Source organism: Paenibacillus mangrovi, from assembly GCF_022898935.1.
GTDB lineage: Bacteria > Bacillota > Bacilli > Paenibacillales > Paenibacillaceae > Paenibacillus_AQ > Paenibacillus_AQ mangrovi.
The window spans coordinates 373,802-397,962 of the sequence record NZ_JALIRP010000004.1; the positions used below are offsets into that span (position 1 = coordinate 373,802).

The following is a 24,161-nucleotide window of genomic DNA, read 5'->3' on the forward strand; positions in this document are numbered from 1 at the left end:
GACAACAGCTCCTTAAATTTTTTGGATTTGTTCATAATACACATTCATCTGCATAAAGCTCATGACGATCAGCGGGATCACCAGGTACATAAAGACAAGAGCATACATGGGAGCAAAACCAAGCATTTTACCTATGCCACCTTTGGTATCAATCATCTTCTCGTATTCCTGCTTCCGCTGCTCAAAATAAAATGACATCTCGTTCTCAAGATCATCAAAAGCCTGGTCAATGGGAATTTTCTCAACACATAGGAGCAGCTTGTCCACAATCCTTTGAAATTCGGTTAAGCTGACTTCCTCCTTTAGTTGAGTGAGAGCCATTTCCGCGCCATGATCGTAATGCAGAACGCATTTCTGGATCGGCGCTTTAAAAATGATCGCGAAGCGATTCATCCATTCCAAAATCTCCTCGACCGATATCCGCTCCATTTCGCGCAGCATAGCAATCACCGTCTGAAACTGATAGACCTCATGCCTCATATCCATATAGCGGATTTTCCGCTGAAAATATAGGAGCCAAAGCGGAAGCTGATATCCAGCCCAGCCTACCAGGAGCGCAGCCAGAATCTCCCACCACTTGGTGTATTCCTCGTTATAGGCCTGGAGCTTAGAAAGAATCCGATAAGTGGTGTTGACTTTAAGATCTTTGCTGCTAGCATATGTATCCTCTCTCTCATTCAGCCTTGTGGCAATTTCGTCATAACTGGCGGAAGAGGACATGCCTACTTCCTTCATAATCTCCTGATCCTGTTTACTAAGCTTCTCTCCTGACTCTCTCTGGCCGCTGGAGACTTGACCGAAAAAGCTGGTACCACTCACAGGATCGTGCAAAATGTGGATCTTTGCTGTCTGATGCAAAATCAGTATGGTGGTCATTGTTACGGCAAAGGCCAAAATGCAAAACGAGATTCTTCGGACGTAAAACCACTCGTATCTGAGATGGGTACTGCTTTCCTTAAGCAGACGGATGATTTTGGAATAAGCTGGTGTCGTAGGACGCGGAGCCATGAATGACACAGCAAACTTGAAAATACGGAAAGATGAAAGAAGCTGCTCCCAGGTCCTTTTCCTGTTTCCCGAACGATATGTCGTTTCAGTGTCCTGATGTAATCGCTGAAGCAATATGAATGACAAGATAATGACAAGATAAATAATAATTTTCGTGATATATCCCAATTTGCTCGTGTAAAATTCATCCATAGCCGGAAAACTGCTGCGGGCCCATCTCTCTATCGGCTTGGTAAAAAACACCGGAGCAAGAGCAATCACATTCAGTCCCTTCAAAAGGTAATCCAGCTTGTCCCGCCGAAGAATTTCGAGATGGATTTCCTTGGTTAACCCGCTAAGTCCCTGCAGATAAATGGATCCCTGTTCTTTGACCTTGTCTCCAAACTCCATAACCATATAGGAAATACCGGCAAAGGCTTTCAGAAACCGGTTCGGTGCCGTCTCATAAAATTTTTCCAGTTCCTGTGACGGTTCTTTCGCATTTAAAGCCTCGTATATTTTGCGGGTATGAATCGACGCCTCGTAGCCTGCTGTTTCGGCTGCCTCATACAATGCCTCATCGATCATCTCATGCTGCTGATACCGATGTCTGACTTCCGAGAACAAATCCACCATCTGAACCAGCAGACGTCTCTCCAAACGGTTCACGTACATATCGATCAGCAAGCTGTTGATGATTACAGCCGTCAGCAGCACCAGCAGCAGGAAGCTGAAGCTAGGATTAAGCATAAAAAGGATGATGCACGATAACATCAAAATGCCAAGGACAGCGATCGTAATCTTTGCGGTTTCATGCCTTAACCGGAATTCATCATATGCGTGAACACCTGATAACCGTTTTCTGATTCTTCGTAAATAGGCTGACAGCCAAGGAATTCTGGACATGGTCACGTACCCTTTTTGCAAAAAACGTTTCCAATGTTCCCGTATGCCAATACTTCCAGACTGCGTTTTTCCATGAAACTCGGTCTGCAGTACTTGCTTTTGTCTGCTATTAATCCAGGACAAGAAAGCGAACGCTGCTCCAAATAGAACTAGGGATGAGATCAGGACAATAATTAAAACGGATTTAATATACATGTACACCGCCCCAGTGATCATTCAAAAAGTCACGGAACATAGAAGCATCCTCTGCTCCCATCTGTTCTGCCATTTCTTGAATGTTTTCCTCCGATATTGGGTCGCCTGCAATGTATTTCCCGTTCTTATACTCCACGATATTACGAGACGTAAAGGTTCTTCGATGCGCTTGCCGTCTGTTCTCATATTGAAGTTCCAACAGCTGGCCAAGCATTTGCTTCATCGTGCTGTCTTTATGCAGGATCGGCTCCTCAAGAGGGGAATGGCTCTCCATGGGAATACACTCTGTTATCCGCTCGATATACCGTTTGCCGTCCGCGTCCCTCTTCATGTGAATATCAAAATTAATGACTTGAATGACCTGTTCTTCTGCAATATGCTCGTTGTGAAACACACCGATTTTGAGCAGAGAATTCCGCAGCGAGAAAACAAGGTCACGAAATGTCTTGGCATGATGGGTGAATACGGTAAACAAGCTGGCGACCTGAGACATCTGAATCATCCACGCCGCAACCTCATCGCTTGCAACCTCACCCAGGATGTTGACGGTACCGTCTGTTTTCTTCTGCAAATCCAGTCCCTCTTGACCGGATATCCGATCGGTTTCACGAAACGAGAGAATGTTTCTCCGGCTATATATTTTCCGCAGATGCAGCTCGAAAGCCATTTCCTGTACCCTCAGCGTATACGTGGGATCAATATGCTCCACCATGGCCATCAGCAGTGTGGTTTTACCGGAGCCTTGGGCACCCGTTATGGCGGTAATCCGGCTTCCTTTCATCAGATAGGCTAGAAGCTCGATGGGCAGCTCGGCATTTTCTCCCGTGATTAATTGCTGGAGTGAAGCATTCGGAATATCAAACTTGCGTACAAAGAAAGCCCAAGATTCCGCAAATGGCGGTCTAACAACGACAACACGTGAACCGTCTTTCATTTCATTGACCTTGTATCCATTGGATTCGGAAAGCTGTCCGGGATGATTGTATTTATAGATGTTTTGGCAGACCCGTTTAAGCTCCAGTTCCGATCCAAAGGATAGAAAGCCCATATGGATGGACTTGCCCTTATAAAAAACCCATACGCTCTCTGTTGCAGCAAATGGCTTGTGATCCTCAACCTCATCCTGCAGATACAGATGAAATCCATTGCTCCCGTATGTATCCAAGACGCCATCATCTGTTAAAATGCCATTCACACCACCGCTGATCCCATCGATGCGTTGATCACGGAGATCGTCCACCACAGAAAATCCCTTATACTGCTGGTAAATCCGTTGTACGACAATATCCAGCTTCTCGCTAAATGTAAGACCCGTATATTCAGCCATGAAAATCATCTCGATATCCTCGCCAGTCACCGCATATACCGGATATTCACCATAACCATTCAGGATTCGCGGTTCGGCAAGCCCATAGCTTTCCAAGATACGGGATAACGCTTCCTGACCATACTGAATCTGATATAAATAAAATATAATTTCAAATTGATCCTGCGGCGTTAAACGAACGATTTCATCAAAGGGTATGGCCTCATCAATGTTTTCTGCCGTTAATCCAAAACTTTTGACTAGAAGATCCGCCATGAATTGCTTCACATATTGCTTTTCGCTTAGATCGCCTGAGATACAGTCCTTAAGCGCCTTACGGAGCTCGCTTCGCTTATTGAGTCTGCGTTTATATTCCTCTTCATGAAGACCCAGATCGGTCAGTTGACTGTGCGTCAGTTCATGCAGCGTTTCTTTCACGAATTCGGTCATGTTTTCAATCGTATATTGTCCTGCTGTAATGTTTACTCCTATGGGAGGACGCCTGTAATCCAGCCATTTAATATATACAAGCAGCACCGCGAAGAGAACAATCAGCGCGATCAACAGCGTATTCATGATTATTCCCGGGATCATTTACGCCCCCCTTTCCACCAGCTTTAGGACAGAGGTCATCTCCAATTGTGTTAATATGTCTTTGGTCAATGAGCGTACACTTTCCAAAAAAGCAGCGGAAGGATGGCGGCTGTTCAAATTACGGCTTCGCTGTATATACGGAAGCACGCTTCTCATATTCCACGCATCCAAAAAATCCGTATTATAAGGGATTCCATGAATACTGCCCTTGTAACCGAATCTTCTTTTTACATTGTTTAACGTACAGTGTGAGTACTTGTCATACCGGCCCAGAACGACAATATGCGGTTTTTCCTTAATCACGGCGGGACACCGCCCGTCTTTGAAGAACAATTCCAATCCTTCAACGCACTGGTTCAAACTGACGACAATCAAGTCTGCAGCTTCCAACAGTGCAGTATCCCCACTCTCTTCGTTCGAATGAATGCCGCATCCGGCGTCTGCGATGACGAGATCATAGGACTGGTTGGCAACGGAACATATCGCTTGGATCAACTGTTTGCGATATCCGGGCATCGTTCCCTCCAGCTTGGCATTTCCCTGAATCAGATCAAGTCTGTCGGGAAGCAGCGGAAGCGTGTAATCCCGTAAATTTTCACGGTTTAACCTTCTATTCACACAAAGTCTCTCTATGGCATCCATACCATGATCCTGAAAGGAAATCAGAGATTGATCCAAAGTATATGCCCCTATTTGAAATGCTCCCTCAATTCGTTCTTTCGCCATGCCGCCATGCGCTAACAGCAATTTCAGGCGGTAATCCATCCCCATGCTAATTGCAGCTGCTGCTGTGTGGGCGGAATTCCCGCTTCCTCCCTGTAGTGGACTCCAAAATACGACCGTACTCATGCTCTTCTCCTTTCCGCTACCCGAAGTAGGCGGTTAATTTGCTTCTGATTCCAATCCGTGAGCGTTTGAACCAGCTGGCATAGATTTCTTTTATACCTGCGAGTCAATGGCTTCATATGAACTCTCTTGATATGCTCATTCTGGAGCTTCAACGACATATCCAGCTCATTCCAGGGTATAATGACAGGTTCATCTTTCCAGCATACCGGCAGGTTGTTAAAATACCCATCCAGATAGGAAATGCCGAACCATTCATCTACTGCACGTACGACAACTTTAACCATTTCAGGATTTTTCCCATCTGGAAAATGGCGCTCTATCGCGTCTTTAAGCCAGCGGCTCCCCTGTTCAAGTGTCCAGATTTCATAATCCGTCACCCATACGAGCGCTGAGGCTTCTCTCCAAAGCTCGGATGGACAAAAATTGTGAAGCTCTACATCATAAATAACGTAATCATATTTCTCCAAGCTACTTCCTAAGCTCTGCAAATGAGCTTCCAGTCTGTGTGCATCATCAAATCCGGTCGCAACGTCAAACCCTGCAAACTCGGTTAGCAATAACTTTTCATCCAGATGCCCGATATAAAAGGGATATTTCCTCTTCTCCGTTGCATCTATCAATAGTACGCTGTGATTTCCGGACACTAACATTTTGCTTATGTATAACAAGGTCTCACTTTTATCACATTGGCCTGCGAAAATCCATGTATTCAATGTTTCTCCAATCTCCTTTCCACTTTCGCTTACACATCGAAGTCAGCATTTTGTTGCTATGGCTCTGTTGTTAGCTCACCCTTTTCCATTTGATTCTCATTCTTACTCTGTTCTAGCAGCTTATTGTCCTGAACCCCTCCGAGTGAATAAGCATCCTGTTTTGTATTCGCAGGTGCAGGATTGCTCTTCTCCCCCGGAACGACCGTTTCATTTCCTCTGGATTCGTCACCTGTCGATAAATCTTCAATACGAAATCCCGAATCGTCGAAATCCGTGCTTGAACCAGTAGAGGAACTTCCGCTTTTATAAGTAGGCACAAATTCCGATACGGCGAAATTTTGGTTCGTCTTTTCTTCTCCAGCAGCCTTCACCAAATCTTTTTCCAAGGAAGCCCTTAAGGTTTCGGACAGCTTTTGCTCCGCTTTCTTAATAATATTAGGGTCGCTGTTAATGAGCTTAAGCACCTCTTTGTTCACAGGATACGTCGGGATGGCTCTATCCTGCATTTCAGGTTCGACATAGGTCACGGCATATAACTTGGCGTCATGCAGGTAGGCGTCAACCATTGCACTGGAAAAGGATAGAATCTCCTGCTCAGTCATGGTGATCCACATCGACGGTGTTAACAGCTTGTCAATTTTTTTCTTGGATACAATGATGTAATCCTGTCCTGTAGGGAACTGGACGCGAATATCTATAACGTCGTGCTCTCTAAGATTTGACGGAAGCGTAACCACCTTCAATTCCCTGTTTCTGAGATCATCCAGCAGCGGCTCACGATAATAGATCATGGCATCCGTCAAAGCCGTTCCTTTCTTCAGCTCGATCTTGGCGATCTTCGCCTCGCTGCCATCGCTGCTTTGGATTAGATTGACCGGTGCCGCTCCAGGAGGCAGCTTGACCTGTACAAGATCCTTTGGTGTGATAACTTCACCCGCAGCAATATCCCTCGAAAGGACCCAGCTCGAGGCCATCTTCTTTTCTTCGTCAAGTCGAGCTTGTTCAAGCCTGGCGATTTGTTCGCGGTAGTCCTGCCTGATTTTGTTTTCCTTCGTATGATGTTGCATACTACTAACCACGGCATAGCTGGCAAATATAACTCCCACTGCTGCTGCTCCAGTCAGTCCGGCGTAAAGCATATGTCTTGTCCGCTGTCTCAGCTTTGACATGTATCGTTTCATTCTCCTCTCGCACGGGAATCAGCTGAGTCCGAACCTGAATCTTCTCCGCCGCTGAGTTCCGCCCAATATTCCTTGAAAAATATGATTTAGCACTCTGTCCATCTCCTCACTTTTATCAAATGGGTCCATGTTCAGCGGCAGGGAAAACACCTGAGTCGTATTTAGCTCCTTACGCAACCTCTGAACGGCATCGTGCTGAGCTAAGGGCATGAAATACATCCATTTCTGCTGGGGATATCTGGACAGGCTAAGTGCCATATCCTTCACATCCTGCTGGCGCCACTCCGCACCGGAGGCCACGATCACAGGAACATCCGCCCTTAGAAATTCTTCGAGGCGGTCACGCTCCCGATAAGTTCCCAGATCAATCACTACATAGTTATAGCTTCCGGATAACAGTGTGATCACATCCGCTCTTGCCGTCTGCCGCCAGTAATCGACCCCTTGTACTTCAAACTTGCGGCTTCCGCCAGCCGGGGGTTGATCTCCATTAACGATCTGTTGAATTCTGCGAAAGGCGGGGGACCTCACATTCATCTCGACAAGCGCTACCTTGCTGTGATTCCGGGCCAAAAAATGGCTGATTGCGATTGCTGTATGCGTAGTACCCGTTCCGCCGCTCGCTCCCATAACCGCCACGACCTGCGTGCTGTTCCTTACGGCCAGATCTCTGATCTGCCTTAGATCAGGCTTCTTCATTTCATGCCTAACAACCTCCGCCAGCTCCTTACGGACTTCAGCAGCAGTTGCATATCGATTCTCAGGTGCAAACTGAAGCAGCTTGCGAATGATAGGTATCAGCCTACGCGGCAGATCGGAGCGGATACTCTTCTCGGCTTTCTGCGTCCATTCGCTACAAGCTCCTGCCGTAGACAGATAGAGCAGCAGAGCTCCAAGGCCATACAGATCCGAGCGAGCGTCACTCTGCCCTGAACCGTATTGCTCCGGAGCAGCAAACCCCACGGTACCCAGCTTAACAGTGTCCTGAGTCTGCTCCTGCTTGTAATTACGGGCAATGCCAAAGTCAATTAACCTTAGCTCCAGCTGCTCCGTAAGCATGATGTTAGACGGCTTCAAGTCTCTGAAAATGACGACCGGGTCATTGGTGTGCAAATATTCGAGCACCTCAAGCAGCTGATCCGCGAGCTGAAAAATGGAATCTACGGGAATCCTGCCGCGGTATCCGCTGAAATATTTTTCAAGAGTGATTCCCTGGATATAATCCATGACCAGATAGGTATAACCGTCTGAATCAGGAGGAAAAAAATCCACAATTCTCGGAAGTCTAGAATGACTCAGGGAAATAAGAAGCTGTGCTTCGTCCCTTATGCTGTTGTATTGATTCGGATGGGAGACACTCTCCTTAACGGCCCACAGCTTACCTGGCAGCTTCAAGTCCTCTGCGAGATACACATGGCTCATGCCACCTTCTCCAATCTTCCGGATAATCTCATATCTCCCTCCAATCGTTAGTCCAATTAGCAGTTTGGAAGGATGATCCATTCGCGTCCCCTCTCTTTCATGACAAAAAAAGGAAAGCACTCGGGAGATGACAATTACGGTAATCGTAATTGTCATACTCCGGGATGCTTTCCCTTTATTTATCGCTTGGTTAATTTGGTATCATTATAGATCAATGGTAATATCTGTGTAAAGAACTATTTTCAAGGCATGTCGTTAAATCGTTGAGAGTACTGGATGCGCCATGAATAGAACGGATATTTCCCACCAATTTATACAATTAATATTTAATCATATACAAGGTAATTTCATCACGGTTATGAAACAGCTGTTTGGCCCGCTGCACCTGCATATTGGCATGTTCAAACGATAAAATGACATCGTCAATAAGCGCCATCGGTTTTTTGTGCATTAGCTTAACTGTCACGATCGCCGTTCCACCCGCCCTCAGGCTTGGCAACAGCTCCGTTACCAGCTTCACCATCTGTTTCGGACTCCAGCTCATGTCGCAGACCAGCAAATCGAATTCGCTGTCGCGGAAATGCACCTCTGACGCATTCTTTTTGAAAATTCTAAGCGAAGGGTGATTTTGCAGCGACTCATGCATGAAGGCGGGATCGACGGCAGTCACGCGAAGTCCTCGTTCGAGCAGAAACGAAGTCCAGCCTCCAGGCGCTGCACCGATGTCCAGACCGGTCTCAAAGGATGCAAAATCAATGCCAAAGCTCTGCTCAGCTTCAAGCAGCTTGAACTTGGCACGTGAAATCTGTCCCTCCTCCCGCTGAAAACGGATCGCTCCCCCACTCCAGTCCGATAAATTATGCTCAGGCTCGGAAACACCAATATACAGCCTGTCTTCAGCAGCAAAAACGGAAATAACCCACTGAGCATCGCGTACTACAAATTCGGCATTTAGCTCCGCCAGCTTCCCCTGCAAATTTTCCCGAAGCGCACCCGCATTGTCCTCGAGTACGCTGTTATCGGCTTTCCTTACTTGCAGGGATACCTTTGCACCATGGAGCTTGTCCATGTGAACCAGAAATTGAACCATTTTCGCAAATGCATCCTCGGTATCCGTAGGCAGCTCAAGCTGTACAGGCTGAATATGCCGTAGAAAAATTGGAGGATTGGACACGATCATGTCCACCGCTCTGTCTGCAGCCTCAAAGAAGGTTACCAGAAAGGCTTCACCCGAGATCAAGGTTTTGCTTTTGAGCTTGCCGAATCTGCGTCTCAGCTCTTCCTGTGCATAAGGCGCAAAGCCGTGATTGGCCGTGCAAATAAACCGGGAAATTTCGTTATTCGTTTCTTCGTTCGTTAATTGTTTATCATCCAAAATGGATTACCCTCCAGAAACCACTTTAATCCAAGGCCGGCCGCCGTCCCATTCGATCCGTGCCGGAATATCGTAGGTTTGTTTTATCATTTCATCGGTTAAGACTTGTTCTTTGGGGCCGGAGCCCGCAATTTTGCCGTCGCGGATGAGTGCGGTATGCGTAAACATCGGCATGATTTCTTCAACATGATGTGTCACGTAAACGACAGTAATATCCCGCTTACCAAGCCGCTCTACTTCGGCAAGCATTTTTTCACGTTCATATAAGTCGAGACCTGCGCAAGGCTCATCCATAATCAGCAGCTTCGGCTCACTCATCAAACAGCGTGCCAGCATCACCTTTTTCCGTTCTCCTTGTGACAAGGTTCCGAGCGGATGGTATGAGAGCTTGCCCAGATTCATTTCTTCCAAGAGCTTCAGTGCCTTCTCCTGAACTTCACCCGGAATCTCCTGATAAAAGCGCAGGAATGCATAAGCTCCAGTGGCTACGACCTCCCAAACCGGATCACTCAGGTTTAGCTTTTCCAGCAAATTAGGGCTGATATAGCCGATCTCCTTACGGACTTCACGCACATCGCACTCACCATAGATGTTTCCAAGTACTTCAATCCTGCCCTTACTTGGAAAAAGATATCCCGTAAGCATCTCGAGAATGGTGGTTTTGCCTGAGCCGTTGCGGCCTAAGATGACCCAATTCTCGCCCCTGCGAATTTCAAGTGATACATGATCCAAAATTTGATTTTCATCTCTTCTCAAAGACACATCCCGCATCGAAATCATGAAAGCACTCCCCTTATTTGAGCTAATAAATCCGCTACCGATCCCATGGAATATACAATTTCAGGCTTGCCGCTGCGCTCCGGATCCGCAAGAAGCAGGGCAGGAACGCTCCGGATCTTATATTGCTCTACGACCTTCGGCAGCATATTTACATCCGCTTCTGCAAGAATCCCTTCAGGCAGCATATGTTCCGTTACTTTCAACATGCGCCGAGCGACTTTGCACGTTCCGCAAAAAGGAGTATGGAGAAAAACAGCTAAAGGTTTGCCTTTGCTCCATAGTTCCTCGAGCAGCTGTTGTTCGTCCAGTGACCTCATTTCTGCGCCTCCATGGCAATTCGCTCTAGCACATCTGAAGGCATCGGGCCGTTATGCAGCTTAACATGTCCAGGCACAGATTGGTAAAGTAGCTCGTACATTTCTCTTTTTCCGGGCATACTGGACGTATGCAAATAAATTTCCCTTGGGAAAAGCTGCCCTGTGATCATCCCTTGTACAACAGCTTTGCCCGTGAGCTCCCCCGGCCCAAGGTCGTAGTCGAGCGACAAAATATTCACCTCGCACTCCTCAAGCATGAGCAGACATTCCTGCGCATTTCTTGCTAGAGCAAACCCCTGCGGACAACGCCGGTAATCATCCAGATAGACGTGTATCACTGCAGTTTCCCCCTTTCTCAAAGCCTTCCAGGCTTTATCTCTTCTGATTCTCAGCCAAGCTTCGATATAAGTACTCGATCTCTTCCTGGTGATCTCCGTGACGGCCGGGCTCCGTTTCCAGAACCAGCGGCCTCCGTTCAAATTCAGGATATGAGATTAAATCGATAATCGCCTCTGTTCCAATTAGACCTTCTCCAATCCTGGCATGCCGGTCTTTCCCTGTACCTAACGGGTATTTCGAGTCATTCAGATGAACGGCGGCTAGATCCCGCCAGTACCCAAGCTCATGTCCTTTTTCGATGAAACGATCCGTGTCACCAGGTTTCCAGGTTCCAGAAGCAAAGGCATGACAGGTATCCAGACAAAAGGCGATTTTATGCGGCTCGTTAGCCAAACTCCGGACATGAACCAGCTCCTCGAGCGTAATTCCCATTGAACCTGGTTGTCCCGCTTGGTTTTCAAGCAGTATTTTTGCACTGCCCTGCCAGTCTGCCAACGTTTCATTTAAACATTGTATTATATTTTTATACCCTTGTAACGGGTCTTTGCTTTTCAAATGGCCAAAATGGACGACGATCCCCACGGAGCCGCAGGCCTCAGCAATAATTAAATCATTTTTGAGGGATGCCACCGTCGTCTGGTACAGCTCTTTCCCGCGCGTTTCTCCGACTGCAATGTTGACCGGATACGGTGTATGTGCGATACTCGGGATTTCTTTTTCCCGGCAGAAATGAAAGCAATCCGCCGCAGCGGCGGCATCAAGCTCCTTCCATGCCAAGCTGCGCGGATTTTTAGGAAAATACTGAAACGCTCTGGCTCCCATATCCCATGCCCGCTTGGCCGCTCTCCCAAAGCCTCCGCGAGTACTGACATGACAGCCGATCAAACGTTTACTGTTCATGCTGGCAGGACGGACAAAAGAAAGCTTTGCGTCCTGTTATTTCTTCTCTGTTCACAACCCCGCCGCAGCGATAGCAGCTTTCCCCTTCACGGTCGTAAACCTTACACTCATCATCAAATCCACCGGTTAATGTGTCACCCTCCATAAATGGGGCTTCCATGTAACCTCCATGCTCCAACGCTTCAGGCAAAACCTTGAGTGCCGCATCATATAGTCTGCCGACAGCCTCTTCTGACAGATCCTGTACCTTAACCGATGGCAGAAGCCCGGCTTCAAAAGCGATTTCATCTGCATAACAGTTACCGATTCCTGCAAAGACATGCTGGTTTACAAGCAGACTTTTTAGGGCTCCGCGCCGTCCTTTCAGCAGATTGATGAAACGTTCCTTGCTCAAGCGCCGATCCAGCAGCTCTGGTCCAAGCGGCTTTAGAATCTCATTCGTTTCCTTCGCGGTCAGCAGGTGAAGATATCCTAGGCGCAGGCCGATAAAATATAATGTTTTCTGTCCAAATGTAATCTCTACCTGCGTACTCCGGCTTGGACGGTCTTCCTCCGTGCCGTAATACAGCATGCCGCCCAGCATAAGATGCAAAAGCAGACGACGGCCGTTGTTCATATGAAAAACAATAAATTTTCCGCGTCTTTCCACAAAAATGGCCCTTAGTCCAACGAGTTCACGGATGAACTGATCCGCAGACACATTAACCGACTTCTCACGGTTGACCACAACCTTTGTAATCGGTTCATTAATGATATTCTCTGAAAGCAGTCTTCGGTAATTTTCCATTTCCGGCAGTTCCGGCATTCGTTCATCGATCCTTTCGTAAAAAACAATGATGGCTTTAATCTATTGAATCGTTTGCCTTGCAAACCTGTTCAATTAATTCATACAAGTCTTTGCAGATCATATCCGGCTTCATCCCTGTAGCTTGAATTTGTGCATCCAGGTTCTCCTCGGTCGTAAGCCCGGTTAATACTAAAATCGTTTGACAGCCGGCTGCCGCTCCTGCGGCAATATCCGTGCGCATGTTGTCGCCTACCACCGTCGCCTCTGAAGCCGATATCCCCAGCCGCTCGATCGCATAATTCATCAGATGACGTGCGGGCTTGCCGATGACCACCGGTTCCGCCCCCGACGCCGCCTGGATGGATGCGCTTAAAGACCCGGCGCCTGGTATCAAACCGTGATCTGAAGGAAGCAGCAGATCGGGATTGGTCAATATATAAGCGGCTCCTTCACGGATCCAGCGAACAGCATTGGCCAAGGTCTCATATGTAAATGAACGGTCAATTCCCTGCACGACAAATTGCGGTTTATCATCCACGATATGAAGCCCCGCTTCCAGCAAGGCTTGACGAAGCCCTTCTTCACCTAGCATAGCCACAGCGGCTCCGGGAGATTCTTCAGCAATGTATTTTGCCGCGGCCAACGCTGAAGTGCAGACTTCATCCGCAGCAGCGGGAATGCCCATTTCATTGAGATGTGCCGCAACCCCTTCAGCCGTTCTCGATGAATTGTTCGTGACGAACATATAAGGGATCTGGCGTTTCTTCAATGTTTGGATGAGCGTATCCGCCCCCGGAATCCGATGAATTCCATGATATAAAGTTCCGTCCAGGTCGATCAGCAGTCCTTTAGTTTCTTTGCGTTGTGTCATTTACTGTGCCTCTTTTCCGATTGACTCTGACAGATTCACGATATTTTATTTCCCTCTAGAAAACAGATATATTACAAATTTCTCAATGATTACGCATGTCCTATTTTAAGAAAAATGGGGGAAAGCCGCAACATATTGAATAAAATCTTATCGTTATCGCGACGTTTTTGACTCTTTTTCACCGCAGTTCGCCATAGAATACCCATGATCCTGGCTTAAAAGGGTCTGGAGCTGAAATCTTGTGTCACTTCCTGCGCTTTCCCGGAAAATAATTTATTCCCACGCGCTATTCAGCCCTATTTCCCACCTGAGATCAAGTAATTAGGCTTGTTTATGCCCTCCTCGTTTTATAGAGAAAAAAGCTCCTTTTGGAGCTTTTTACGTGCTGGTGTTACCTTACCATTTACCGAATCATCTTAAGTATGTCTATGGACCGGAAACAAAACGAGTTCTTCAGCAAGCATTGTATTCGGAAATATGGTTTTAGCTTCCTCAAGCATTGGCTGAAGATGCTCCAGATCCTTATAACGCGAGCTGAAGTGGGTAAGAATCAACTCCTTGGCTCCGGCCTTCACTGCAGCTTCAGCAGCCTGAATCGATGTAGAGTGATGGTAATTGTACGCCGATTCCTTCATATCACCCATAAACGTAGCCTCATGTACCAGCAGATCCGCATCTCTAGCGAGCGTAACCACATTATCACAAGGGCGGGTATCGCCTAGAATGGTAACCACTCTGCCCTTTTTTGGAGAACCAAGCACATCCTCAGGCTTTAAAATCTGACCATTACCGAGTTCGATGCTTTCTCCTCTTTTCAGCCTGCCATAAGCAGGTCCGGGTTTAAGCCCACACTCAGCCAGCCGTTTCAAATCAAGGCTTCCGGCTTTGTCTTTCTCAGCAATGCGGTAGCCATAACTGTCCACACGGTGATCCAGCAGCAACGATTCAACGGTGATATCCTGATCCTCGTAAACCGTTCCACCTGTATGTTCGATGATTTCAAGCTCGTATTCAATTCTCGATTGACTCAGCGTAAGGCTGACTTCGATAAACTGCTTGAGGCCCGGTGGGCCGTAAACCGTCAGCTTCGTTGTACCACCCTGGTAGGCACGGCTCGATAAAAGTCCAGGAAGGCCAAAAATATGATCTCCGTGTAAATGTGTAATAAATACCTTCTCCAGTTTGCTGAGCTTTAACGAAGATCGCAGGATCTGGTGCTGCGTCGCCTCTCCGCAATCGAATAACCAAAACGACCGCCGCTCCTCAAACATCCGCAGAGCCATCGACGTTACATTCCGCTGCAGTGAGGGTACTCCCGCATTGGTCCCCAAAAATTCAAGTTCCATAACAAGCAACCTTCTTTCTATGTATGTCAGCAAGCAGAAAGGGCTGCTCCCTCAAAAGCAAGCAGCTCCGTTTCCAAATCATTTATAGCATAAAGCGCAATACTTATGATTACAATTGTATCACTTTGCCTTATCCACATTAAAGTACCGGGCTTCCGGATGAGCAAACACCATGGCCGATACCGAAGCCTCCGGCTCCATCATGAAGCCTTCCGTAAGCTGAACACCGATATCTTCCGGCTTCATCAGCTTGAACAGCGGCTCCTGATCTTCCAAGTCCGGACAGGCCGGATATCCGAACGAAACACGAATCCCTTGATAACGCGCCCCGTGACGCAGCTTCATGGTCATATCCGCCGGATCCGGGAATCCCCAGCTGTCCCGCATGATATGATGCACCCGCTCGGCAAGCGCTTCTGCCGTCTCCAAGGCAACCGATTGAAGGGCGTGAGAGCGCAGGTAGTCGCCTTTGTCTTTCCATTCGGACGACAGCTTGGATATCCCCTGCCCTGCTGTCACCACCAAAAATCCAACGTAATCCATCTGTCCGCTGTCCACTGACTTCAGGAAATCCGCAAGACACAGGAATGGAGGCACATTTTGGCGCGGGAAGCTGAAAGTATGAAGCACTTTAGATGTATCCTCAGGATCATAAATGACAATATCATTCTCCCTGGATTGCGCCGGGAAGAAGCGGTACATCGCATGAGCCTGAATAATACCTTCCTTAGCCGCCTGATCCAGCAAACCGTCAACGGTTGCTTTAAGCTCGACCGCTTTTTCATTGCCATCAGCCAGCAACTGCTCTACCTGTCCGCGAAGACCCAGGTGATGCCCCAGAAGCATCTGCATGTTCATATATGGAATAATATGATTGATCGGGTAATTCCGGATAATGTGGCGCTCCAGATCGGGCGGGATATACACCGGCACATCTGTGGACACGCTGGACTTTGCCGCTCTAGTCGGCTCCGGAAGCACCCGCGGCTTTGCTTCTTCTGCGAGCATAGCCTCGAGCTCAGCCTGCATTTCAGTCTGCATGATCTCCCGCTGCACGGGATCCATCAGCTTATTAGCGAGATCCAGCCCATCCATAGCATCCTTCGCGTATACCACCATTCCCTCATACTCCGGCCGAATACGCGTTTTGGTGAACTTGCGGGTCAATGCGGCACCGCCTACCATAATTGGCACGTTAACGCCGGCATTTTTTAGATCCTGCGCCGTAACGACCATTTGCTGCGCGGATTTGACCAAAAGGCCTGACAAGCCGATCATATCGGCCTTTTCCTTGCGATATGCTTCAATGATTATCTCCGGTGCTACTTTTATACCCAGATTGACAATCTGGTATCCATTATTTGAAAGGATGATCTCTACCAGGTTTTTCCCGATGTCGTGTACATCACCTTTAACGGTAGCCAGAAGCATTTTACCCTTAACTGATGATTCGTTTTTCTCCATGAATTGTTCCAAATACGATACGGATGCTTTCATGACCTCGGCGCTTTGCAGCACTTCGGCAACAATCAACTCATTGTTGTTGAAGAGGCGGCCCACCTCGGACATTCCTTCCATTAACGGACCATTGATAATTTCGAGAGCCCCGTATTTCTGAAGCGCTTCGTCCAAATCAGGAATAAGTCCCTCCTTGGAGCCCTCCACCACATATGAAGCCAAGCGTTCCTCAAGTGTAAGGTTGGACAGCTTTTCCTTCTTCTCGACCTTTTTATTCCGGAATGCGGCGACAAAAGCAGCGAGCGTCTCATCATTCGTATCATAGATTAATGCTTCCGCAAGCTTGCGTTCTTCTTCCGGAATTGAAGCATAACGCTCCAGCTTTTCCGTGTTGACGATCGCGTAATCGAGACCAGCTTTCGTGCATTCATACAAAAATACCGAGTTCAGCACTTCACGTCCCGCTTCAGGCAGACCAAAGGATACGTTACTGATTCCGAGAATGGTCTGGCATTCAGGCATCGCTTCCTTAATAAGACGAATGCCCTCAATGGTTTCCTTCGCGGAGCCGATATACTGCTCATCTCCGGTGCCTACCGGAAAGACCAGCGTATCGAAAATCAGATCTTCGGCAGGCAATTTGTATTTGTTCACCAAAAGATCATAGGAGCGTTTTGCCACTTTCAGCTTGTCATCCCGGTGAATCGCCTGTCCCGTCTCATCAATCGTGCCGACGACGACGGCTGCTCCGTATTTATGGATTAACGGCGTCACCCGTTCGAATTTTTCTTCACCATCTTCAAGATTAATGGAGTTAATAATCGCTTTCCCTTGCGAGTACTTCAATGCCAGATCAATGACCGCTGCGTCCGTCGTATCGATCATGAGAGGCACTTTTACCTTCTTCACAACGAGCTCCAGGAATTTCTCCATATCTTCTGTTTCATCACGGTCAGGGTCCTGCACACATACATCAATCACATGAGCACCATTTTTTACCTGAGCACGTGCAATTTCCGATGCTTCCTCATATTTCCCTTCAACAATTAACCGTTTGAATTTACGCGAACCAAGCACATTCGTCCGTTCCCCTACCATATAAGGACGGTTTTCCGATTCAATATACACTGGCTCTATCCCCGAAATCGCCGGTGCATGAGTTCCCTCCATCGGGCGGGGCTCGTACCGGCTCATCACGTCTGACAATGCTCTAATGTGATCCGGTGTGGTTCCGCAGCATCCACCAGCGATGTTCAGCCAGCCCTGCTTCGCAAAGTCTTCCATTTTACGTGCAAGCGACTCCGGCGACTCATGATAGCTCCCGTTCTCATCCGGAAGTCCAGCGTTGGGATAACAGCTGACCGCCGTTTTGGCCATTGCCGACAGTGAACGGATATGATCCCGCATAAACTCAGGGCCAGTTGCGCAGTTCAATCCAACCGAGATCGGGTTCAAATGCTCGAGCGAAATATAAAAGGCTTCAATATTTTGCCCGGCAAGTGTTGTGCCCATCGGTTCAATTGTTCCTGAAATCATGACAGGGAGCGTGACTCCGCTACTTTCGAATGCCCGGCGGATGCCGATGCTTCCCGCTTTTACGTTCAGCGTATCTTGGCTCGTTTCCAAGAGCAGTGCATCAACGCGGCCCTCGATTAAAGCAGCAGCCTGCTCTTCATAGCTATTCACCAATTCCTCGAACGTGACACCCCCGGTTACAGACAGGGTTTTCGTAGTCGGTCCCATCGCCCCGATGACATATCTCGGCTTGTCCGGTGTACTGAACTTATCAGCGGCTCGGCGTGCGATTTCAGCAGCCGTCAGGTTAATTTCTCTTGATTTCTCAGGTATATCATATTCCGCCAGTACAACGGACGTTGCACCAAAGGTATTCGTTTCAATTAGATCGGCTCCCGCTTCCAGATACTTTTCATGAATTTCTTCAATGACATCCGGACGGATCAGCACGAGCATCTCATTACAGCCTTCAAGCTCTTCTCCGCCAAAATCCTGTGGTCCAAGCTCGACCTGCTGTATCATGGTACCCATTGCACCATCAAGTATTAATATTCGTTCTTTCATCATTTCCTGCAAGCCTGGTCTATTCATGTCATTTCCCCCCTGCAAAACGTTAGCTCTTAGTTTAACAGAATCCTATAATTTAGAAAAGTGTTAGAAAACGCAGTCATCCCTCATTTTCATTAGGAAGATGCATCGACAAAGACTGAGGGCTTCGCTATAATATAAATTAATCCAAGTGGAAAAGAGGGATAAGCTCATGGCTGAAATCGTAATACGTAACACGAACGAAAAAATCTCTGGCGACGATAATGTTCGTGATTTCTTAAACAATCAAAATGTATTATTTGAAAAATGGGATGCTTCCAAGCTGCCTTCCGAGCTTCAAAACAACTTCCAATTAACAGATGATCAAAAAAATGAAATCCTGAGTGTTTATGATGAAGAAATCCGTGATCTGGCTGCGCGCCGCAGCTATCAAATCTGGGATGTCATTACGTTGTCTGATTCGACTCCAAACCTCGAAGAACTGCTGAAAAAGTTTGAGGACGTACATACCCATACCGAAGATGAAATCCGTGCCGTTGTTAGCGGAAAAGGTATCTTCGTGATCAAAGGCAGCGGTGACTTGGGTTATTTCGACGTGGAGCTGGAAGCCGGTGACGTTATTTCGGTACCTGAGAACACGAATCACTTCTTTACTTTGATGGAGAACCGTCAGATCGTTGCCGTACGTCTCTTCATTGAAAAGAACGGCTGGGTTGCTTATCCGGTAGAAGATCCAAGCTTTCAAAAGGCCTAGTTATTTTAATGTAGTGAATTATTAACTATATTTATTAATACAAAAAAGAGAACCTGCACTTAGCTTTCAAATGTGGGTTCTCTTTGCTTTTTCATTTCAAAAGCACTAAATCGCAATCACTTGTTAACCGTCAGCTTCTTGGTAGGCATCGTATGCTGTGGCCCGTAGGTTACATGGGAGGTGATGCTGTAGGTTCCGTCGCTATTAAATGTTTTTTCAATAACGTATTTTCCGTCTCCCTTGTTCTCAGCCGGCACCTGCTCATGGGCACCACTGTCTCCCTCTTTTGCGATTTCAATCATTACTTCATCTGCTTTATCAACCTTTTTATCCTTCTGGGTCACATTCACTTCAATGGTAACCGGCTCTCCTACCTTCACCTGTTCCGGTGTCCAGCTTACATCCACTTTCAGCGGCTCCATCATACTTTCATCCATATTCATGCCGTCATGTTCACTCTTACTGCCGCATCCTCCCAGAACCAGTACGACAAGTAAAATAAGTCCTGTCAGCCAGAATCTGTTTTTCATATGCTGTCACTCCCTAATTCATTATCCTTCATATGTACGCCTCTTGGTGCCTCATATATTATACATGCTTTTAACTCTTACAAAACGCAGGCTTGTTCACAAATTGGTGACAAATACCACATCGATAACACACAAATGTTATTGACTTCATCAAGCCTTCAAAAAAAGTCTGCGATGGCGCAAAAGCAATTGCTCACCATAGCAGACTTTCTATAGGACATTTGAAATTAAATGGATTCCAGAATACCATGAAGCTCTGACAGATGCTTGATTTCATAGTCAGGCTCAATGTTTGAGTGCTTTGATCTATCATTCCGGTTGATCCAAACCGTCTTTAATCCAGCGGAAAGTCCGCCTATGATATCTGTCGATAGCTTGTCTCCAACCATGACCGCATCCTGAGGAGAGATGTTCAACCGGGAAAGGGCATGTTCAAAAATGCGTTTATCTGGTTTACCCTTGCCGAAGCTGCCTGAAATCACGATCTCATCAAAATAAGGCGCCAGTTCAGGTACACTGTCCAGTTTTTCCTGCTGAAGACCAGGACAACCGTTGGTGAGAAGTAAAAGCTTGTAGCGGCCTTTCAGCTCTTTAAGCACCTGGAAGGTTTCTTCATAGACATGAGGACGTGCTCGTCTCTCCGCTCCAAACTGTTCCGCCAGCTGCTGAGCCAGTTCTTCGTCATCGATTCCCAGCGCCTGTAGACCACGCTGCCAGGATTCCTTCTGGTAACCGGGAACGATCTGAGCCATAAGGCGGAATTCAGGCTGTTCGCCTACAGTAAATTGACCCCACAACGCCTCAAATGGGTTAATTCCGATCATTGCGGTAAAAGCATATGTATCATAAGATTCATATAACGCTCTTGCCTCACGGCGAACTGCTGCTTCAAGCGCCTCAGGATCAATCCCCGTTTTCGCAGCAGCCGTGTCGCAGGTTGCACGAAAAGATTCCTTCACGCTCCGTTCATCCCACAGCAGTGTATCGTCCAAATCAAAAAATACAGCGGTTGCCCCCATCTTCATCCATCCCTCTCCCAAGTATGATCTATTGTTTTTCAAAAGGAATATTAAAAGTATTCGCGAATCGCTCTAACCGTTCACCCATGGCTGCAGTATCATAACGGTTAACGATCCGGGTGAACACCCAGTTGCCGCCTCTGCTTACTTTTCCGTTCTTTCCTTTGGTACCCTTGAGTTCAATAACTACCGTACCTGATCCAACCTTAATCTTGGCAATTTGATCAGCGTTAAGACGACGATCCCGATTAAACTTAATGGTAGAAATCGTGTTTTTATCCACTTTAAGAAATGGACGACGCAGAAAAATGACGACCGCGAGCAAAACATACATAGCGACCACGATCCACGTCAAAGACGTATTCATAACTGCCTGCTGACTCGCCAATCCAAGGAGAACATAAATGGCTGCCAGTGCTACCAACGTAATAGGAAGAACGTAATTTCGTCCTTTGAAAATTTCTTCCGTTGCGGAGCTGTTCGAAGAATAAAGCGATGGTTTTCCTTGTTTCTTACGCTGCTTGTTTAATTGTGCTGTGTTTTTCTGAACCTTTCTTTCCCAGGAACGGGACATAGGTTTTCCTCCTTAACCATCCTATCATGTATTTTACTTGCGCTTAACATCCTGCTGATCCTCTACCCATTCGATCGTTTCCAATTGGGCCTTGAAGTTCCGGCGGACGTTTTGGAGGTATTTTTCGCGCAGTTTGGCACGTTCCTCAGTTTCTTCCTTCGTGAGCCCCGATTCCTTATGTTTACGGGCAAGCTCGTTAATCCGCTGAACTAAGCTGTCGATATCCATACACTACTCCTCCATTATTCAATTCATAACTAACTTTGCCATGAGAAAAAGAGCTTGTCAAGGTATGCACCTTTCCAAGCTCTTCTGTGTTAAATATCATTCATATATAGGAAGAGATAGTACATCTCCGGCTTCAATTCCGCTTGTCTTCAAATGATTCGTCTTCTTAATAACATTAATATAATCGCGTGTATCCATATCCTTCGGTTTATATTCAACGGCAATCTCCCACAGCGTGTCTCCTTTGGTTACGACCACCTGTTCCAACGGAATTTCATCATGTGGTGAACCGGCAAACACGCGAACCATTCCTGTACACCCAATGATGATAATGACGGCAGCAAGCATAAGCTTGAAAAGAAGACGGCGAGTGAACATTGCTTGCAGTTCCTGAATACGCTCGACAGCCTTCCATCCACCGGTTCCTACTTCAATAACTTCACTATTATAAATACTTTGGTATGTAGTATGTTTTAACATTTTTCGCGCTCCTCCAAACATTTGTTCTTGTATGAGAACAATATAACACGAACACATGTTTTGTTCAATAGTTTTTTCGAACGATTGTTCCCTTTTTTTAAAACTTAGATCTAATTCAAAGTGCAGGCTATATTTCATGGATATATTAGGGGAAGGTTTGTTCTATTAGTGATTGTACAGGGGAGCCTCTGGGCTTGATTTTTTAATATTCTGATTTTAGAACTTGTGTTTGTACGAACGGTAGTTCTATGTTATAATTTTACCAAACGTTACTAATGGGGTTGATGGGGAATGTCGAAGATATCTAGCCGGCAGCAGGCAATATTGGAGTTTATCAGAAACGAAGTGCGGGCCAAGGGTTATCCGCCTTCCGTCCGAGAGATTGGCGAAGCTGTAGGATTGGCTTCAAGCTCAACTGTCCACGGTCATTTGGACAGACTCGAGAAGAAGGGACTAATCCGTAGAGACCCTACGAAACCTCGCGCCATTGAGATTTTGGGTCAGGAAGAGTCCGAAAGCAGCAACCTGTTTACACATACGATCGCAAGAGTTCCTGTGGTTGGTAAGGTTACAGCCGGTGTACCGATTACCGCAACGGAGAACATTGAGGACTATTTCCCTCTTCCCCAGCATTATGTCGGGGATGAGAAAGTATTTATGCTTTCGGTTATGGGAGACAGTATGATCGAGGTAGGCATCCATAATGGTGATTACGTTATCGTTCGCCAGCAGCAGACTGCTGACAACGGCGATATCGTAGTCGCGATGACGGAAGAGGATGAAGCTACAGTGAAAACCTTTTATAAAGAGAAGGATCACATTCGTCTACAGCCGGAGAATCCGTCCTATGAGCCACTGCGGCTGAATCATGTAACGATCCTCGGCAAGGTAGTCGGTTTGTTCCGGGATATTCATTAATTGTTTTTGCGTACAAAATGTACAAGCCCTTGTTGCTCCTGCCGGAGAACAAGGGCTTTTTTAAGAACGCTTCTGTGAAAGTACGTTGATTGACGTTTTTCTTATTTTCCGCTTGTCGAGCTGCCCTTGTCGCCACATACTTGCTGCCTCTCCAAGCAGGCTCTGGTTCTGATGTACTCCCGGATCAGCGTTCATCATCAGCACCGCTCCCCTGCCAGTATATGGATGAGCAATCAGCATGCATTGATACCCCACTCCCCACCCAAGAGACGAAATCTCCAGTTGACCGTTCGAGGTATCCAAAAATACGCCAAGGCCTGTCCATTGAAAACAGCCCTGGGGCAAGATCATGTCACTGGCGGTCTCGGCAGAAATAACGAGCCTCCCCCTCCCGTGAACAGAGTTCATGAGTTCTATCAACAACAACGCCAAATCTGATGGCGTCGCCCACAGTCCTGCAGCCGCCGGAAATGGATATATTGTATAAGGGTCCTGAAGTCGTTCACCATGCTTGTTATGTCCGCTTGCTGATCCTGGCCGGATATCCATATCCGACGTAACGATCCTGCTGTGATTCATATGTAGAGGTTCAAATATCTTTTCCTGCATCAGTCGTTCAAAGGACTTGCCGGTTACATCCTCGATCAGCTGCTGAAGAATGCGATAACCTGTATCCGAATATATAAACTGGCTGCCCGGCTCTGCCATCAAAGCAGCAGGTTTTGGGCTGTAATATGTCGTTCCTTCCAACAGATCCGCCATGGTGGGAGCCCCATATTCTCTGGAAAATACACCGAAGCTTCCTTCCGGATCAGCGAAACCCGCTTGATGACTAAGGAGCCTGCGCAATGTAATATCTCGGGAATCATACAAGGGATCTTCAGGTATTTTCCAAGCAACCAGACGCCCGCACACATCCTCATCCAGTCCAAGAATCCCTTCTTCCACTAATAGAAGGACCAACATAGCCGCGGCAAATTTGCTGATGGAGCAAGCGTTAAACATCGTATCAGCTTGAATCGGTTTTCCACTCCCTAAACCCGTCTCCCCCCAGCATTCTTGACGATTCAACATTCCATGATCGATCAACGCCATGCTTAATCCAGGAATATTCCCCTTTCTCATCCGTTCTACAGCATTCCAAGCGTCTTTTTTCAAACCGGCTAACCCTCACTCTCTCCCACTGATTCAATACTAATAATCCAATTATAGAACATTTGTTCGCTTTTATCAATAAGAGGCTGTTTGGGAGTGGCAGAGCTCAATTA

General features: G+C 47.0%; 23 protein-coding genes. 2 read left to right on the forward strand and 21 right to left on the reverse strand.

The annotated features are described in order from the left end of the window. Positions 1-12: 12 nt before the first annotated feature. From MUG84_RS12425 to metH, 15 genes are all read right to left on the reverse strand, one after another. Positions 13-2,088 carry a hypothetical protein gene (locus MUG84_RS12425; protein ID WP_244725327.1) on the reverse strand — a complete coding sequence of 692 codons (2,076 nt, stop codon included), beginning with the start codon at positions 2,086-2,088 and terminating at the stop codon, positions 13-15. Beyond that, positions 2,078-3,988 (reverse strand): P-loop NTPase family protein, encoded by a 1,911-nt coding sequence (locus MUG84_RS12430; protein ID WP_244725328.1) that lies wholly within the window; start codon positions 3,986-3,988, stop codon positions 2,078-2,080. The genes MUG84_RS12425 and MUG84_RS12430 overlap by 11 nt, the downstream gene beginning before the upstream one ends. Then, positions 3,989-4,837 (reverse strand): hypothetical protein, encoded by an 849-nt coding sequence (locus MUG84_RS12435; RefSeq protein ID WP_244725329.1) that lies wholly within the window; start codon positions 4,835-4,837, stop codon positions 3,989-3,991. Beyond that, on the reverse strand, positions 4,834-5,550 hold the full coding sequence (locus tag MUG84_RS12440) for a hypothetical protein (RefSeq protein WP_244725330.1): 717 nt from the start codon (positions 5,548-5,550) through the stop codon (positions 4,834-4,836). Before MUG84_RS12440 ends, MUG84_RS12435 begins: the two co-directional genes overlap by 4 nt. 56 nt (positions 5,551-5,606) lie before the next feature. Beyond that, positions 5,607-6,719 (reverse strand): SAF domain-containing protein, encoded by a 1,113-nt coding sequence (locus tag MUG84_RS12445; protein ID WP_244725331.1) that lies wholly within the window; start codon positions 6,717-6,719, stop codon positions 5,607-5,609. A 30-nt stretch (positions 6,720-6,749) separates the two neighbouring features. Then, complete coding sequence (locus MUG84_RS12450) at positions 6,750-8,234, reverse strand: protein kinase domain-containing protein (RefSeq protein ID WP_244725332.1); 1,485 nt, start codon at positions 8,232-8,234, stop codon at positions 6,750-6,752. 238 nt (positions 8,235-8,472) lie between these two features. After that, on the reverse strand, positions 8,473-9,528 hold the full coding sequence (locus MUG84_RS12455; protein WP_244725333.1) for an SAM-dependent methyltransferase: 1,056 nt from the start codon (positions 9,526-9,528) through the stop codon (positions 8,473-8,475). 6 nt (positions 9,529-9,534) lie between these two features. Next, positions 9,535-10,308, reverse strand: a complete 774-nt coding sequence (locus MUG84_RS12460; protein ID WP_244725334.1) for an ABC transporter ATP-binding protein — start codon at positions 10,306-10,308, stop codon at positions 9,535-9,537. Then, the gene (locus MUG84_RS12465) at positions 10,305-10,625 is read right to left on the reverse strand and encodes a thioredoxin family protein (RefSeq protein ID WP_244725335.1); all 321 of its coding nucleotides are present in this window, start codon (positions 10,623-10,625) and stop codon (positions 10,305-10,307) included. The genes MUG84_RS12460 and MUG84_RS12465 overlap by 4 nt, the downstream gene beginning before the upstream one ends. Then, positions 10,622-10,963 (reverse strand): cyclic-phosphate processing receiver domain-containing protein, encoded by a 342-nt coding sequence (locus MUG84_RS12470; protein WP_244725336.1) that lies wholly within the window; start codon positions 10,961-10,963, stop codon positions 10,622-10,624. The genes MUG84_RS12465 and MUG84_RS12470 overlap by 4 nt, the downstream gene beginning before the upstream one ends. Positions 10,964-10,997: 34 nt before the next feature. Continuing rightward, positions 10,998-11,864 carry a deoxyribonuclease IV gene (locus tag MUG84_RS12475; RefSeq protein WP_244725337.1) on the reverse strand — a complete coding sequence of 289 codons (867 nt, stop codon included), beginning with the start codon at positions 11,862-11,864 and terminating at the stop codon, positions 10,998-11,000. Beyond that, positions 11,854-12,669 carry an Fpg/Nei family DNA glycosylase gene (locus MUG84_RS12480; protein ID WP_244725338.1) on the reverse strand — a complete coding sequence of 272 codons (816 nt, stop codon included), beginning with the start codon at positions 12,667-12,669 and terminating at the stop codon, positions 11,854-11,856. The genes MUG84_RS12475 and MUG84_RS12480 overlap by 11 nt, the downstream gene beginning before the upstream one ends. A gap of 37 nt (positions 12,670-12,706) precedes the next feature. Next, complete coding sequence (locus tag MUG84_RS12485) at positions 12,707-13,522, reverse strand: TIGR01457 family HAD-type hydrolase (protein WP_244725339.1); 816 nt, start codon at positions 13,520-13,522, stop codon at positions 12,707-12,709. A 416-nt stretch (positions 13,523-13,938) separates the two neighbouring features. Continuing rightward, on the reverse strand, positions 13,939-14,868 hold the full coding sequence (gene rnz, locus MUG84_RS12490) for a ribonuclease Z (RefSeq protein ID WP_244725340.1): 930 nt from the start codon (positions 14,866-14,868) through the stop codon (positions 13,939-13,941). 120 nt (positions 14,869-14,988) lie between these two features. Further along, entirely contained in the window at positions 14,989-18,432 is a 3,444-nt protein-coding gene (gene metH / locus MUG84_RS12495) for a methionine synthase (RefSeq protein WP_244725341.1), read from the reverse strand. Between the two features lie 169 nt (positions 18,433-18,601). Here metH and MUG84_RS12500 point away from each other — a divergent pair, with 169 nt between their 5' ends. After that, a complete protein-coding gene (locus MUG84_RS12500) occupies positions 18,602-19,144 on the forward strand; it encodes a 1,2-dihydroxy-3-keto-5-methylthiopentene dioxygenase (RefSeq protein ID WP_244725342.1) in 543 nt (180 codons plus the stop codon). Between the two features lie 116 nt (positions 19,145-19,260). Here the strand turns inward: MUG84_RS12500 and MUG84_RS12505 are convergent, their stop codons facing one another. The 5 genes from MUG84_RS12505 to yneA form a co-directional block, all read right to left on the reverse strand. After that, positions 19,261-19,674, reverse strand: a complete 414-nt coding sequence (locus MUG84_RS12505) for a FixH family protein (protein WP_244725343.1) — start codon at positions 19,672-19,674, stop codon at positions 19,261-19,263. 227 nt (positions 19,675-19,901) lie between these two features. Then, a complete protein-coding gene (locus tag MUG84_RS12510) occupies positions 19,902-20,693 on the reverse strand; it encodes an HAD family hydrolase (protein ID WP_244725484.1) in 792 nt (263 codons plus the stop codon). A gap of 28 nt (positions 20,694-20,721) precedes the next feature. Further along, positions 20,722-21,267, reverse strand: coding sequence for a hypothetical protein (locus tag MUG84_RS12515; RefSeq protein WP_244725344.1), 546 nt, complete (start codon positions 21,265-21,267; stop codon positions 20,722-20,724). Between the two features lie 33 nt (positions 21,268-21,300). Beyond that, positions 21,301-21,495, reverse strand: coding sequence for a DUF896 domain-containing protein (locus tag MUG84_RS12520; protein ID WP_244725345.1), 195 nt, complete (start codon positions 21,493-21,495; stop codon positions 21,301-21,303). A 96-nt stretch (positions 21,496-21,591) separates the two neighbouring features. Next, entirely contained in the window at positions 21,592-21,975 is a 384-nt protein-coding gene (yneA, locus tag MUG84_RS12525) for a cell division suppressor protein YneA (RefSeq protein WP_244725346.1), read from the reverse strand. A 291-nt stretch (positions 21,976-22,266) separates the two neighbouring features. On the opposite strand from yneA, the gene lexA reads away from it, so the two are divergent. Continuing rightward, a complete protein-coding gene (gene lexA, locus MUG84_RS12530) occupies positions 22,267-22,893 on the forward strand; it encodes a transcriptional repressor LexA (RefSeq protein ID WP_244725347.1) in 627 nt (208 codons plus the stop codon). Between the two features lie 60 nt (positions 22,894-22,953). On the opposite strand, the gene MUG84_RS12535 is transcribed toward lexA, so the two are convergent. Continuing rightward, a complete protein-coding gene (locus tag MUG84_RS12535) occupies positions 22,954-24,051 on the reverse strand; it encodes a serine hydrolase domain-containing protein (protein ID WP_244725348.1) in 1,098 nt (365 codons plus the stop codon). Positions 24,052-24,161: the final 110 nt, after the last annotated feature.